This is a genomic window from Streptosporangium sandarakinum, from assembly GCF_013409935.1.
GTDB lineage: Bacteria > Actinomycetota > Actinomycetes > Streptosporangiales > Streptosporangiaceae > Streptosporangium > Streptosporangium nondiastaticum.
Window position 1 is genome coordinate 2,858,093 of the sequence record NZ_JACCCO010000001.1, and the last position, 14,100, is coordinate 2,872,192.

A 14,100-nucleotide genomic window follows, 5' to 3' on the forward strand; every position below is an offset into this window, starting at 1 on the left:
GTCAGTCCAGGGTGAAGTAGTCGGGGCCCGCGTACCGGCCGGTGGCCATCTTCTGGCGCTGCATCAGCAGGTCGTTGAGCACGGAGGAGGCGCCGAGGCGGAACAGGTCGGGGGCGAGCCAGCGGTCGCCCGCGACCTCGTTGACCAGGACGAGCATCTTGATCGCGTCCTTGGTGGTCCGGATGCCGCCCGCGGGCTTGACGCCGACGGCGCGGCCGGTGGCGGCCAGGAAGTCGCGGACCGCCTCCAGCATGACCATCGTCACCGGGAAGGTCGCGGCCGGCTGCACCTTGCCGGTGGAGGTCTTGATGAAGTCGCCGCCGGCCAGCATGGCCAGCCAGGACGCCCGCCGTACGTTGTCGTAGGTCGCGAGCTCGCCGGTCTCCAGGATCACCTTCAGGTGCGCCTCGCCACAGGCCTCCTTGATCGCGGTGATCTCCTCGAAGACCTTGACGTAGTCGCCGGAGAGGAACGCGCCGCGGTCGATCACCATGTCGATCTCGTCGGCGCCCGCCTCGACGGCCAGCCGGGTGTCGGCCACCTTGACGTCGAGGGAGGAACGCCCGCTGGGGAACGCCGTGGCGACGCTGGCCACCTTCACGCCCGACCCGGCGAGCGCGCCGACGGCCTGCGCCACCAGGTCGGGGTAGACGCACACCGCGGCCACCTTGGGGACGGCGGGGTCGGCCGGGTCGGGGTGGACCGCCTTGGCGCACATCGCGCGGACCTTGCCCGGCGTGTCGGCGCCTTCGAGGGTGGTCAGGTCCACCATGCGGATGGCCAGGTCGATGGCCTCCGCCTTGGCCGTCGTCTTGATGGAGCGGGTGCCGAGCATCGCGGCCCGCTGGTCGGCGCCGACACGGTCGACGCCGGGCAGGCCGTGGAGGAAGGTTCGCAACGCGACGTTGGACGAGGCCACGTCGGCGAACGAGGTAGTCACAGTTGACACCTCTACAGCATGCCGACTGGCGTGATTAGTTCCAAACCGGACACCGCCCAGGTCCGGGTCCGGGTTTCGGCAATGTTCGCCGAGGACGGCGGGGGCGCCTCCGCGCCCGGGACGGGAACGGGCCGAAACGGGCCGGAACGAGGGTGCGACGAGGGCGGAACGGGGTCGCCCGGCCACGGACCCCGGACGACCTAGGTACCCCCTAGGCATGCCCGGACCGGCCTAGGCATGCCCACGGCGCGGAAAGCCCCCGGAGATAAGGCATCCGCCCGATGTGGGGGTGGGGGCCTTAGGCCGAATCTTGAGAGTGCAAGGAAAAAGCACCTCTCGAAACGCCAGGAGGCGTCAGTCATGAACTCCGACCTTCACTACCAGCTCATGAACGACCGCACCGCGGAGCTCCAGCGGAAGGCCGGCGAGCACCGCCTCGCCCGCGAGGCGAAGGCCGCCTCGGAGAACCGGTCCGGCGGCGAGCGCCGCCGGAGCCTCTTCAGCCGGCTCCTCCCCGCATGACCACGCCCCGAGAGCCCGGCCGTCCTCCTCAGCCCGGCCGGGCTCCGCAGCCTCCCTGAGCCGTACGGCAGGCCCGCCCGCCGTACGGCAAATGGGGAGATAACTACCCATAAGGCGTGACATGCTAGAGCCCATGATGGGTCGGACGGTGAGCCCCGTGTTCGTGGGGCGGCAGGCCGAACTCGCGGCGCTGAACGAGGCCTTCGCGCAGGCGTGCGACGGCACGGCCGCGACGGTCCTCCTCGGCGGCGAGGCGGGCGTCGGCAAGACCCGGCTGACCGCCTCCTTCGCCGAACACGTCACCCGTGACGGCGCCCACGTCCTCCTCGGCGGCTGCGTGGAGCTGTCCACCGAGGGCCTCGCCTACGCGCCGTTCACCGCCGCGATCCGCCAGCTCGTCCGCGAGTGCGGCGCCGGGAAGGTCGCCGCCCTGCTGCCCGAGGGCGGCGCGCGCGACCTGGCCAGGCTGCTGCCCGAGTTCGGCGAGCCGAGCGGCGACCACGACGGTGAGACCGCCCGTGCCCGGCTCTTCGAACAGATCCTCAACCTGCTGGAACGACTGGCCGAGCACCGCCCGGTCGTCCTGGTCATCGAGGACATCCACTGGGCCGACCGCTCCAGCCGCGACCTGATCGCCTTCCTCAGCCGCAACCTGCGCGCCGCGCCGGTCCTGATGGTCCTCACCTACCGCTCCGACGAGCTGCACCGCCAGCACCCGCTGCGCCCCGTGCTCGCCGAACTCGGCCGGGTCGAGGGCGTGCTCCGCCTGGACCTGCCCCGGCTCACCCAGGACGAGGTGGCCGCCCAGATGACCGGCATCCTCGGCACGACACCCGAGTTCGCGCAGGTCGGCAAGGTCTTCGAACGCAGCGAGGGCATCCCCCTGTTCGTCGAGGCGCTCCTCGAGTGCGGCGGCGAGTGCTCCTTCCCCGACTCCCTGCACGACCTGATCATCGGCTCCGTCGAGCAGCTCCCCGACGAGACCCAGCGGGTGCTGCGCATCGCCGCCGCCGGCGGCAACCGGGTGGGCCACGCGCTGCTCGCCGCGGTCAGCGGCCTGTCCGACACCGACCTGGAGGACGCGCTGCGGCCCGCCGTCGCCGCCAACGTGCTCCAGGTCGCCGACGGCCGCGCCTACGCCTTCCGGCACGCCCTGATCCGCGAGGCCGTACACGACGAGCTCCTGCCCGGCGAGCACATGCGGCTGCACGCCCGTTTCGCCGAGGAGATCAGCCGGGACCGCACGATGGTCCCGCCCGGCCGGGCCGCCGTCGAGATCGCCCACCACTGGTACTCCGCCCGCGACGACAAGTGGGCGCTCATCTCCGCCTGGGAGGCGGCGGGCAAGGCCGCCAAGAGCTTCGCCTACAACGAGGAGATGCAGCTCCTGGAGCGGGTCCTCATGCTGTGGGGCAAGGTGCCCGACGCCGCCGAGCTGATCGACGCCGACCACACCACGGTCCTGGAGCAGGCGTCGGCGGCGGCCAACGCCTGCGGCGAGCTGGATCGCGGGACGAAGTTCGTCAAGGCCGCGCTGGCCGAGCTGGACGAGAAGACCGAACCCGCGCGGGTGGCCGAGCTGGTCGTGCGGCTCTCCCAGTTCAAGATCTCCAAGCGCAGACCCGGTGCGCTCGACGACCTCCGCTACGCCGAACGGCTGGTCCCCGGACCCGACCTGCACCGCGCCGCCGTCCTGGTCAGGCTGGGCTCCTACCTGATGTTCAGCGGCGAGGTCGCCGAGGGGACCGCGCTCACCGAGGAGGCGCTCGGCATCGCCCGCGAGCACGGGGACGAGCGTCTGGAGGCCGACCTGCTGCTCAACCTCGCCCTCGGCCACTCGATCGCCGGACGCATCAACGAGACGATCGCCATCAACATGACCGCCAAGGCGATCGGTGAGCGCGTCGGCTCCGCCCGCGTCATCCTGCGGTCGATCGCCAACACCGTGGACACGCTCAACGACATAGGCCGCTCCGCCGAGGCGGTCGAGCTGGCGCTGGAGGGCGAACGGCTGGCCAGGAAGTACGGCCGCTACCGCACCCAGGGCACCTTCATCGCCAACAACCGGGCCGAGGCGCTGGAGGCGCTGGGCCGCTTCGACGAGGCCGCCCGGGTCGCCGAGCAGGGGCTCGCCATGGACCCGAGCCTGCGCACCCGCCACCACCTGCGCAGGATCCGCGCCGACGTGGCGCTCGCCCACGGCGAGACCGACCTGGTCACGTCCGTGCTGAACGAGGTCGGTGCCTTCTCCACGCAGGAGGAGTTCACCCAGGAGCTGACGGTGAACATCCGGCTCCGGGCCGGGCTGCACCTGCTGCACGGCGAACCGCTCGCCGCCCTGGAGGTCGCCGAGGAGGCCGTCCGCGCGGCCCTGATCACGAGCAAGCCCATGCTGGGCTGGCGGACGCTCGCCCTGCTGGCCGGGATCTGCGAGATCGCCGAGACCGTCGCGCCCGAGCGGGCGGCGGCGCTGCGGCCCCAGGTCGAGGGGGCCGCGGCGGCGCTGACCGTGGACAGCCCGGTCGCCGAGGCCTACCGCTTCTCCGTCAACCGCGACCACGACGCCGCGGCCGCCGTCTGGAAGCGGCTGGACCGCCCCTACCTGCGGGCCAAGTCGCTGCTGCAGGCGGCGCGGGCCGCGGCCGGCGCCGGTGACCGCGAGGACGCCGCCGTACGGCTGCGCGCGGCGCACCCGGTCGCGGCCGCGCTGGGCACCCCGCCCCTGACCACCGAGATCGAGTCCCTGGCGCGCCGGCTGGGGGTGACGCTGGACCGCGAACCCGTCACCGGTACGGCCCTCCCCGCGGCGGACGCGCCCACGGCCCCGCTGACCCCGCGCGAGCAGGAGGTGCTCCGGCTGGTCGCCCAGGGCCGGTCCAACCGCGAGATCGCCGCCGAGCTGTTCATCTCCGCCAAGACGGTCAGCGTCCACGTCTCCAACATCCTCGCCAAACTGGGCGTCGCCACCCGCGGCGAGGCCGCCGCGGCCGCGCACCGCCTGGCCCTGATCGGCTGATCCGCCGGACCCGGCGGCGGGATCAGCCCGTCACGTCCACGTCACCGGCAGCGTGGCCACCCCCTTGATGGCGTGCCCGGTCCTGCGGGGGATGTCCTCGGAGGGGACGGCCAGCCGCAGCCGGGGCAGCTCCCGGGTGAGCAGGCCCAGCGCGACGATGATCTCCAGATGGCCGAGGTGACGGCCGAGGCAGTGGTGCGGGCCGTGCCCGAACGACAGGTGGTGGTTGTAGGGACGGTCGAAGATCATCCGATGCGGGTCGGGGAAGACCCGCGGGTCGTAGCTGCCCGCGTCGACCGAGGGGATCACTATCTCGCCGGGCTGCAGCTCGGCGCCACTGGGCAGCGTCACCCGCCGCGTCACCCGGCGGGGCATGGCGTCGGCCCCCGTGGTGGAGAACATCCGCGTGAGCTCGGTGACCGCCGCCGGGATCATCTCCGGATGGTCGATGAGGTAGGCGTAGGCGGTCTCGTATCCCTCGTAGGGGTGGGTGAGCAGGACCTGGACGAAGGTCCCGATGGAGCTCGCCGTGGTCTCCCAGCCGCCCAGCACCAGGGCGATCGGCAGCATGATCTGCTGTGCGGCGGGCAGATCCGCGCCGACGACGGCGATCCGGCCCAGCAGGTCCGGTTCCGGCCGCTGCCGCCGCTGCTCGATGAGGCCGGCCAGATAGCCCGCCATCGCCGCCGACGACGCCTGGGCCTCCTCGCCGGCCACGACGGTGTGGGCCAGGAACGCCTCGCCCCACTGGCGGAACCGTGCCCGGTCCCGCTGGGGCAGCCCCAGCAGGTCGCAGATGGTGTCCAGCGCCAGCGGCAGGGCGAAGTCCTCGATCAGGTCCGCCGGCTCCCCCTTCCCCGTCATCTCCTTCAGCCGCGTCGCCGCGCGCATCTCGACGTCGCTCCGGTGCCGCTCCACGGCCCGCGGGGTGAACAGCGCCTTGACGACGTTGCGCACGGCCGCGTGACGCTCCCCGTCCAGTCCCAGAATGGTGTCCTCCAGGCCGACGTCGTCGGCGTCGAGGGCGGCCTCGCGGGAGAACACCGCCTGGTTCCGCAACACCTCCTTGACGTCGTCGTAACGGGTGACGAGCTTGCCCGTGCCGGTGGGACGGATGACCTCGGCGACGCCCGTCCCCGTCTCGCGGATCCGGTGGTACATCTCGTTCGGATACAGGCCGGGCCGGTTGACTCCGGTGGCGTCCTGGTCGAGCGGATGCCTCGGGCAGGCGGCGTTCTTTGAGGCGGTGGCGGTCATCGAGATCCCTTCGTACACATATGAGTGTGTGCAGCGGATCAAAAAAAGATCGTCAAGGCAACCATGGATTACGGGACCCGTCCCCTGTCTTCCCAGAATCGACTTATCACGAGTTATAAGTCTAAAAGCCGATAAATAGCGATATATGGCAATATGCGAAAGATGGTGGCTCGCCGGCCGTACCCCGCCCGGACCCGGCCCCCCGGCCGTGACGCCCCTCCGCGACCGCGGGCACATCCGCGGACCGTCCGCGAGAACTTCCCCGCGCCGCCGCGCATCAAAGATCGTGGAAATCACGAAGGAGCGACGAATGGCGACGGCACTCATCGACGGGGACCCCCGGCGCATCGGGGACTACTGGCTGGCCGGGCGGCTGGGTGCGGGCGGTCAGGGGGTCGTCTACGAGGCGTACGCCGAGGACGGCCGCCGGGTGGCGATCAAGGTGCTGCACGGCGACCCCGCCGACGATCCCGACCTGCGCGACCGGTTCGGCCGGGAGGCCACGGCCGCCCGGCGGGTGGCGTCGTTCTGCACCGCGGCCGTCCTCGCCGCCGAACTCGACGGGCCGCGGCCGTACATCGTCAGCGAGTACATCGAGGGCCTCAGCCTGCGCCAGGCCGTCACCGGCGGCCACCGGTTCGCCGGCGGCGAGCTGCACCGGCTCGCCACCGCGATCGCCACGGCGCTGACCGCGATCCACGACGCCGGCGTGATCCACCGCGACCTCAAACCGGACAACGTGCTGATCGGCACGGACGGCCCCCGCGTCATCGACTTCGGCATCGCCAGGACCCTCGACATGTCGCTGACCGCGACGGGCATGGTGACCGGCACGCCCACCTACATGGCCCCCGAGGTCTTCACCGGCCGGCGCGCCGGCGCCCCGGCCGACGTCTTCGCCTGGGGCGGCGTCGTGCTGTTCGCCGCGACCGGCGAGGACCCCTTCCACGCCGAGAGCCTGGGCGGCGTCATGCACCGCGTACTGTCGGTCGACCCGGACCTGAGCGTGCTGCCGCCGCCGCTGCGCCCGCTGCTGTCCGCCGCGCTCAGCAAGGACCCGCTGCAGCGGCCCACCGCGCGGGCCCTCCTGCTCACCCTGATCAGCGGCGACGGGCAGCTCGGCACCGCGCGACTGCTCGCCGAGGGCAGCCGGGAGGCCGCCCGGATCACCGCGCCCGCCGACGACCCGGCCCTCGGCACGCTGGCCGAACAGGCGTACGCCCTGCTCTCCCCCGCCGAACGGGAGACCGTCCCGGAGGTGTTCCTGCGGCTCGTCACCGTGGACGAGCACGGCGACGTCGTGACCCGCCGGGCCGACCTGGCGGAGTTCACCGAGGGCCGGGCACTGCACGAGACCGCCGCCGTCAACCGGGTACTGGAGGTCTTCGGCCACCTGCTCATCCGGGAGGGACGGCAGATCCGGGCGGCCAGCCCGGCGCTGCCGCACGCCTGGCACCGGCTCCGGGCGTGGATCGAGGCCGACCGCGACGGCCTGGCCGTACACCGGCGGATCCTCGACGCGGCGCGGCGCTGGGACGCGGCGGGCCGCCGGGACGGCGACCTCCTCCACGGCGCCGCACTGGAGGACGCGCTGAGCTGGGCGGCCGGCCCGCACGGGCACATCACCCTCACCCCCGCCGAACGCGGCTTCCTGGAGACGGGCGCCGCGCTCAACCGGCGCAGAGCCCGGCGGAACAAACTCATCTCCACCTGCCTCGGCGTGCTGCTGGCGATCTCGCTGGGCGCCGGGGTCTTCGCCGTACGGCAGGGCACGCTCGCCGACGCGCGCAACGAGCGGATCACCCAGCAGCGCGACCAGGCGCAGGCGGCGCGGGCCGCCACCCTCGCCGGCCGGGCCCGCGACACCGACCCCCGGCTCGCGACGCTGCTCAGCGTGGCGGCCTGGCGACTCGACCCGTCCCCGCGATCACGGGCCGCGCTGACGGCCTCGCTCGTCCAGCGGGAGACCGGCGTGTTCCGGGACCCGGCGTCCGCCGCCGACACCGAGCGCAGGCTCAGCCGCGACGGGCGCACCCTCGTCAGCGTCGACGGGGACGCCGCGCGGCTGTGGGACGTGCGCACCGGCAGACAGGTCGGCGGCGTCACCCGGCTGGGCCTGGCCGGCGAGCCGATCCTGAGCGTGGCGCTCGGCCCGACCGGCCGCACCCTGCTCGTCCTCACCGGCCGGAACGCGCGCGTCTGGGACCTGCGGACCGGCGAGGCGGGCCGGACCTGGCGCTTCCCCAAGGAACTGGACCCCGAGGCCGGATACGCCATCGCCGCCGACTTCGGCACCGTCGAACGGTACGCGCTCGTCACCGTCGATCAGCGGCTGTACGTGTGGGACCTGCGGACCGGCACGCGGGCCGTGATGCGCGACCCCTGGAACCGGGCCATGTCCCCCACGGGCACCTCGATGTACGCGTGGAGCCCCGACGGGCGGTCCCTGCTGCGGTACGACCTGCCCGCGCTGCGGGTCCAGGGCGACGGCATCCCGGTTCCCGAATCCTGCCGCGACTGCCCCGCCCCCGTCGCGGTCAGCCCGGACGGCCGCCAGGTCGCCCTGCCGTACGGCAGGCGGCTCTACCTCGTCGACCTCACCGGGCGGATCTCCTCTCCCCTGGGCGGCGAACACGGCCGGTGGAACGAGGGAGCGGTGGCCTTCAGCGCGGACGGCCGGCTCGCCGCCTCGGCGGGCGACAGGACCCTCCAGATCTGGCGCGTCGAAGACGGCAGACTCATGGCGACCCTGCCGGTCAGGGGATCCAGGGAGGTCTCCCAAGGAGACATCCCCCTCGCCGGCTTCGACCCCGACGGCCGGTTCTTCCGCTACCTCGTCGGCGACCGCGTGTTCTCCCTCGACCTCACCGGCCTGCCGACGACCGTGCCGAAGGAGCAGCTCTCGGAGGGAAGGCTGAGCCCGGACGGGCGACTGGCGCTGACCTCGAAGTCAGGTGACGACGTCGTACTGCGGAACACCCGGGACGGCCGGCCGGTGGCTTCCCCACTGGCCGCTCGCGACGGCGAGGGCTCGCTCTCCGGCATGGCCTTCTCCCCCGACGGCGAGCTCGCCGCGATCGGCCGCTACCGCGGCGGGATCACGGTGATGGACACCGCCACCTGGAAGCCGCTCGGTGAGGTGCGCGCCCGGAAGGACGGTCACGATCCGGAGATCATGGCCTTCAGCCCCGACGGCACCCGGCTCGCGGTCGGCCTGTCGGGTGAGCTCGCCGGCAGGCCCAACGAGTACCGCGTCCAGGTCTGGGACTGGAAGGCCGGACGGCTCCTGTGGAGTGCGGATCTCGGCGAGGTGAGCGCCCTGACCTTCTCTCCCGACGGCGCCCGGCTCGCCATCGCCTCCGATGAGGGGCGCATCCTGGACGCGGCCACCGGCAAACCCCTGGGCGACGCCTTCGACGGCGCCGGCCGAGGCTTCAGGATCCTGCAGATGTTCTTCGCCCGCCGGGGCAAGGCGCTGGCCACCGTGGACTCCCGGGGCCATCTGACCCTGTGGGACGTCGCCACCCACCGCCCCGTCACACCCGCCGCCCGCGGGAAGCTCACCTACGCGCAGGCCGCCGCCTACTCACCGCGTGAGGACGTCGCCGCGGCCATCACGGACAGCGGCCGGGTGCAGCTCTTCGATCTGACCGCCGGAGCGAGCCTCGGCACGCTGGAGGCCACCCAGGAGGTGCTGTCCACGGCCTTCACCGCCGACGGCTCGGCCCTCCTCGCGCTGGACCGCGACGGGGCCGTCCACCGGTGGACGGTGTCGGCCGACGGTCTCGCGAAGGCGGCCTGTGCCCGGGCCGGCCGGACGCTCACCCAGGCGGAGTGGCGGACGAACCTCCCGGAGACGCCGTACCGCGACGTGTGCGCCTCCTGAGCTACCGGGCTGGGGCTTTTCCCGTTCGGGGGCGTTTCCCGCGGGACCGGGCTGGGGCTTTTCGCGTCGCGGGGCGTTTCCCGGTGTTCGGGCGGGTCGGTGGTCGCCGGGCCGGTCGTTTGTGCGCGCTGCGGTGGGTGGGTGTTCCGGCCGGCGTTGTGGCTGGGTTCTGGTGTTTCCGGCCTTCGGCCTGGCCTCGGGCGCGGTGGTTTCCGGCGTTTTGAAGCCGGCCGGAACACCCACCCACCTCCGCGCCATGGCTTGCCCGGCCGTACGGCCCGCCCGCCGTAGTCGCTCTCTTTCCGCCCGGCCCACGGCCCTCACCGACGCTGAAGCCACCCTGTTTCCCTGGCCGGGGCGGGCCGCCGTAGCCTTGCGGCCACACTGGCAGGGGAGAGCGCAGGGCCGGGCACCGTAGCTCCTTCCTTCCGGGCCGCTCACGGTCCTCGCCATTGCGGGAGGCCGTGGGCGGCGGGAGCAGGAGGCGTGAGATCACCTGTCGCCAGGAGCAGGGGAGGGCGGGGCCTGGGAGCGCAGGGCTTGGATGGACCAGTCGAGTACCGGGGCGCGGAAATCGGGGTCCTGGGACAGTTCCGCCAGCTCCACCCAGGCCCGGACCTGCTCCGTCCCGGGGTCATCGGGAAGTTCGGGGGTCATCGAGCGCCTGATCCCGTGAAGTGGGGGTCGGCGCCGAGACCACCGAAGACGGTGTCGAGGAAGTCGTCGACCAGGCGTCGGCGTTCGTTCTCGGAGAGCTTGGCCAGCTTGTGCATGAGATCCATCTCCTCGGGGGTGGCCCCGCGCTCGGCCACCGCCGTCAGCACCGCGCGCCGCAGGCGCAGGGCACTGATCTGCGTCGCCAGGGCTTCGGCGTGCGTCGCCGCGACCTCGGTGAGCGAGAGCTCCCGGTCCACGACCTTCCGGATCATGGCGAGGCCCAGTCCCAGGTCCCGCAACGTGCACACGAGGTCCAGGCGGGCGGCTGCTTCGATGTCGTAGCGGCGGTGACCGGCCGGGCTGCGGTCGGTCGGCGTCACGATCCCGCGATCGGAGTAGAACCGGATGGTCTTGACCGTCAGCCCGGTCCGCCGGGCCAGGTCACCGATCGAGTAGAGCGCACCGCCGTCCATGGCCCCTACCTTCGTGCCTCCCCTTGGGGGAGACGCAAGCCCGCGGTCGCCGGCGGGCGGACCGCCGTTGCCTCATGGATCCCCGCGGTTCCTTGACGGCGGGGTCGTGGGCGGATGGGGCCCTACCGGAACCGGGTGACGAACCGGCGCTGCCAGGGGGTCTCCACGGCGCGAGCCGCGTAGTGCCGCCTGACGTAGGCGACCGCCTCAGCGCCCGGCACCCCGTCCAGTACGGCGAGGCAGGCGAGCGCCGTACCGGTCCGTCCCTGTCCTCCCGCGCAGGCGACTTCGACGCGTTCGGTTCCGGCCCGCTCCCACGCCTCGTGCAGCGCGTCCCGTGCGGCGGCGCGGTCGGACGGCAGCCAGAAGTCCGGCCAGCGCAGCCAGCGGGTCTCCCAAGGAACCGGGGGCGGCTCCTGGCCCAGCAGGTACAGCGCGAAGGTGGGCTCCGGTCCTTCCGGAAGCGGACGCCTGAGCCCCCGGCCGCGAACGAGCCGGCCTGAGGGCAGCCGCAGCACACCCGCCGTCGTGGACTCCCAAGAGTCGACCATGAAAAGAGCGTAGCTTTCCACACCCCGCCCTTTCATCCCCATTCTCCGCAGCCTCCCCGCCCCTCTCGTCCCTGTTCTCGGCGGTCTCCTCGCCCATCGCCGCCTTTCTCCCTGTTGTTCGCGATTCCTCGCTTCTTGCGGAGAGGAAGTAAGGGTCGAATTCTCCACGCTTCCTTACTTCGGAGACCGTGCGCATACCGGAAAGGACGCGGTTGCGGCAGAGACCGTAGGCGGCCCGGAACCGGAGAAGGAGTGGTCACGGCGGCGACCGTGAGCGGCCCGGAAAGAAGGAGCTACGGTGCCCGGCCCTGCGCTCTCCCCTGCCAGTGTGGCCGCAAGGCGACGGCGGCCCGCCCTGAGGCAGGAGCAACGGGTGGCTTCAGCGTCGGTGAGGGCCGTGGGCCGGGCGGAAAGGGAGCGACTACGGCGGGCGGGCCGTACGGCCGGGCAAGTCATGGCGCGGAGGTGGGTGGGTGTTCCGGCCGGCTTCAAAACGCCGGCAACCGTCGCGCCCGGGACCAGGCCGGAGGCCGGAGACCACCAGAGCTCAGCCACAACGCCGGCCGGAACACCCACCCACCGCAGCGCGCACAAACGACCGGCCCGGCAACCACCGACCCGCCCGAACACCGGGAAACGCCCCCAAATGGGAAAGGCCCCAGTCTGAGCGGCCCGGAACACCCACGCACCGCAGCGCGCGCCACCGACCAACCCGGCAAACACCCACCCGTTCACACCGCTGGAAATGCCCCGCAGTGCGAAAAGCCCCAGCATGGATCGGCTGGAACAGCCTTACCGCAGTGCGAACGGCCGGTCAGGCGAGTACCGGTTCGAGCAGCAGCAGGATGCCGAAGATGGCGAACGCGGCGGCGGCGCCGTACTTGATGACCTTCTCCGGGAGGTGCTTGCCCAGCATCCGGCCGACGAGGATGGCCAGCGCGTCCGCGGCGACCATGCCGATCGTGGAACCGATCCAGGTGCCGAACCAGCCGTGCTGGGTGGCCAGGGTGATGGTGGCGAGCATGGTCTTGTCGCCCAGTTCGGAGAGGAAGAAGGCCACGGTCACCGCGATGAGCGCCGACTTGGTGGTCCGCTGCGCCTTCTGTGACTCCTCCTCGGTCAGTTCGTCACCCCGCAGCGTCCACACGGCGAAGCCCAGGAACGCGATGCCCGCGACGATGGTGATCGCCGTGGTGGGGATCAGGTCACCGGCGATCCTGCCCAGTCCCACACTGAACAGGTGAACGACGGCGGTGGCCAGGGTGATGCCGGCGAGGACCGGCCACGGCTTGAACCGCGTCGCGAAGGTCATCGCCATGAGCTGGCTCTTGTCGCCGAGCTCGGCGACGAAGATCACGGCGAGACTGATCCAGAACGCTTCCAACGAGAGTGCCCTTCCGCATGCGCGGCCGGGCCGGAAGGGAGCACCCGGGGAGACGGGCACGGCTTCGGCCCGGCAGCGGGTGTGTACGACTGCCAGGCCGAAGGTCTCGTCCGCCCGCATCCGCTCGGATGCCGGGCCCGCGTGACCGGGCGCCGGGGGGCGCCAGTATGTCGATCACGCGATTGGGACTACTCCCCTTCGGGTGTTTCACCTGACCCTAACAGGTGAATCCCGGTGTTTGATTCCAGAAAAGGATGGTTTTTACCCGCGACCGTGCCCAGCCGGCCACGGCGGACCTGGCCAAGCACCGCTTACCCGGCCGGTCGCACACGGACTCCACCGAGCACACGGACCCGGGGCCGGTCACAGCCGGACGCCCACCATGACGGGCTCGTTGACCAGCGTGACGCCGAACCTCTCCCGCACCCCGTCGCGGACCTCCCGAGCCAGGGCGAGCAGGTCGGCGGTCGTGGCCGACAGCTCGGGGTTGGTCAGGGCGAGGGTGTGCTTGGTGGAGATGCGCGCGGCGCCCCGCCGGTACCCCTTGGGGAACCCGGCGTTCTCGATCAGCCACGCCGCCGGCACCTTGACCGACCCGTCCGGCATGTCGAAGCGGGGGAACCCGGGCGCCCGCCGTTCCAGTCCGGCCGCCTCGGCCGCGGACAGCAGCGCGTTGGTGAAGAACGAGCCCGCGCTGCGACTGTCGGGGTCGGCGGCGTCGAGCACCATCCCCTTGCCACGGCGCAGTTCCAGCACGGCCTCGCGGGCCCGCGCCACCGGTACCCGCTCACCGAGGGCGACGCCCAGCCGTACGGCCAGCTCACGGTAGGCGACCGGGCCGGACAGTCCGCCCACCGCCGGCAGCTCGTAGGTGACGGCGAGGACGACGTATCGTCCGGGTTCCTCCTTGAAGACGCTGTGCCGGTAGGCGAACCGGCACTCGTGCGCGGACAGCTCGGTCACGTCGCCGTTCTTGCGGTCGTAGACCCGGACACCGGCGATGGTCTGCGACACGTCCTGTCCGTAGGCGCCGACGTTCTGGATCGGGGTGGAGCCGACCTGGCCGGGGATGCCGGCCAGGCACTCGATGCCGGAACGCCCCTCGGCCACCGCGCGGGCGGCCAGCGCGTCCCAGTCCTCCCCGGCCTGGACGGTGAGCCGGTCGCCGTCGGCCTCGATCCCGCGGGAGGCGACCCGGACGACCAGCCCGTCGAAGCCGTCGTCGGACACGACGAGGTTGCTGCCGCCGCCGAGCACCAGGACCGGCTCACCGGCCCGGTCCGCGGCGGCGACCAGCTCGACGATCTCCTCCGCCGACCCCGCCTCCGCGAACGCCCCGGCCGGTCCGCCCAGCCCCAACGTCGTGTACGGCGCCAGCCGTACCCCTGCCACCCGCTCAGCCATGCACTTTCCC

The 14,100-nt window shown here is 72.3% G+C and carries 10 protein-coding genes; 3 read left to right on the plus strand and 7 right to left on the minus strand.

Features of this window, described 5'->3' with window-relative positions:
• Position 1 precedes the first annotated feature (1 nt).
• Positions 2 to 940 (minus strand): deoxyribose-phosphate aldolase, encoded by a 939-nt coding sequence (deoC, locus tag HDA43_RS12720; protein ID WP_179823162.1) that lies wholly within the window; start codon positions 938 to 940, stop codon positions 2 to 4.
• A 360-nt stretch (positions 941 to 1,300) separates the two neighbouring features.
• Here deoC and HDA43_RS12725 point away from each other — a divergent pair, with 360 nt between their 5' ends.
• The gene (locus HDA43_RS12725) at positions 1,301 to 1,462 is read left to right on the plus strand and encodes a hypothetical protein (RefSeq protein ID WP_179820114.1); all 162 of its coding nucleotides are present in this window, start codon (positions 1,301 to 1,303) and stop codon (positions 1,460 to 1,462) included.
• Between the two features lie 121 nt (positions 1,463 to 1,583).
• Entirely contained in the window at positions 1,584 to 4,478 is a 2,895-nt protein-coding gene (locus HDA43_RS35925) for a helix-turn-helix transcriptional regulator (RefSeq protein ID WP_179820116.1), read from the plus strand.
• Between the two features lie 30 nt (positions 4,479 to 4,508).
• Here the strand turns inward: HDA43_RS35925 and HDA43_RS12735 are convergent, their stop codons facing one another.
• Positions 4,509 to 5,735 carry a cytochrome P450 gene (locus tag HDA43_RS12735; protein WP_179820118.1) on the minus strand — a complete coding sequence of 409 codons (1,227 nt, stop codon included), beginning with the start codon at positions 5,733 to 5,735 and terminating at the stop codon, positions 4,509 to 4,511.
• Positions 5,736 to 6,045: 310 nt separating this feature from the next.
• Here HDA43_RS12735 and HDA43_RS12740 point away from each other — a divergent pair, with 310 nt between their 5' ends.
• Positions 6,046 to 9,621 (plus strand): WD40 repeat domain-containing serine/threonine protein kinase, encoded by a 3,576-nt coding sequence (locus tag HDA43_RS12740; RefSeq protein WP_179820121.1) that lies wholly within the window; start codon positions 6,046 to 6,048, stop codon positions 9,619 to 9,621.
• A 492-nt stretch (positions 9,622 to 10,113) separates the two neighbouring features.
• On the opposite strand, the gene HDA43_RS34985 is transcribed toward HDA43_RS12740, so the two are convergent.
• From HDA43_RS34985 to HDA43_RS12760, 5 genes are all read right to left on the minus strand, one after another.
• Positions 10,114 to 10,278, minus strand: coding sequence for a hypothetical protein (locus tag HDA43_RS34985; protein WP_246423970.1), 165 nt, complete (start codon positions 10,276 to 10,278; stop codon positions 10,114 to 10,116).
• The gene (locus tag HDA43_RS12745; RefSeq protein WP_246423971.1) at positions 10,275 to 10,751 is read right to left on the minus strand and encodes a helix-turn-helix domain-containing protein; all 477 of its coding nucleotides are present in this window, start codon (positions 10,749 to 10,751) and stop codon (positions 10,275 to 10,277) included. Before HDA43_RS12745 ends, HDA43_RS34985 begins: the two co-directional genes overlap by 4 nt.
• Positions 10,752 to 10,873: 122 nt before the next feature.
• The gene (locus HDA43_RS12750) at positions 10,874 to 11,302 is read right to left on the minus strand and encodes a protein-tyrosine phosphatase family protein (RefSeq protein WP_179820124.1); all 429 of its coding nucleotides are present in this window, start codon (positions 11,300 to 11,302) and stop codon (positions 10,874 to 10,876) included.
• Positions 11,303 to 12,116: 814 nt separating this feature from the next.
• Complete coding sequence (locus tag HDA43_RS12755) at positions 12,117 to 12,686, minus strand: TMEM165/GDT1 family protein (protein WP_179820126.1); 570 nt, start codon at positions 12,684 to 12,686, stop codon at positions 12,117 to 12,119.
• Positions 12,687 to 13,049: 363 nt separating this feature from the next.
• A complete protein-coding gene (locus HDA43_RS12760) occupies positions 13,050 to 14,090 on the minus strand; it encodes a UDP-N-acetylmuramate dehydrogenase (RefSeq protein WP_179820129.1) in 1,041 nt (346 codons plus the stop codon).
• Positions 14,091 to 14,100: the final 10 nt, after the last annotated feature.

What these genes read in the sequence shown, in the direction of transcription:
- HDA43_RS12725 (WP_179820114.1), top strand. Translation starts at nt 1,301, where the DNA reads ATGAACTCCGACCTTCACTACCAGCTCATGAACGACCGCACCGCGGAG.
- HDA43_RS35925 (WP_179820116.1), top strand. Translation starts at nt 1,584, where the DNA reads ATGCTAGAGCCCATGATGGGTCGGACGGTGAGCCCCGTGTTCGTGGGG.
- HDA43_RS12735 (WP_179820118.1), bottom strand. Translation starts at nt 5,735, where the DNA reads ATGACCGCCACCGCCTCAAAGAACGCCGCCTGCCCGAGGCATCCGCTC.
- HDA43_RS12740 (WP_179820121.1), top strand. Translation starts at nt 6,046, where the DNA reads ATGGCGACGGCACTCATCGACGGGGACCCCCGGCGCATCGGGGACTAC.
- HDA43_RS34985 (WP_246423970.1), bottom strand. Translation starts at nt 10,278, where the DNA reads ATGACCCCCGAACTTCCCGATGACCCCGGGACGGAGCAGGTCCGGGCC.
- HDA43_RS12745 (WP_246423971.1), bottom strand. Translation starts at nt 10,751, where the DNA reads ATGGACGGCGGTGCGCTCTACTCGATCGGTGACCTGGCCCGGCGGACC.
- HDA43_RS12750 (WP_179820124.1), bottom strand. Translation starts at nt 11,302, where the DNA reads ATGGTCGACTCTTGGGAGTCCACGACGGCGGGTGTGCTGCGGCTGCCC.
- HDA43_RS12760 (WP_179820129.1), bottom strand. Translation starts at nt 14,090, where the DNA reads ATGGCTGAGCGGGTGGCAGGGGTACGGCTGGCGCCGTACACGACGTTG.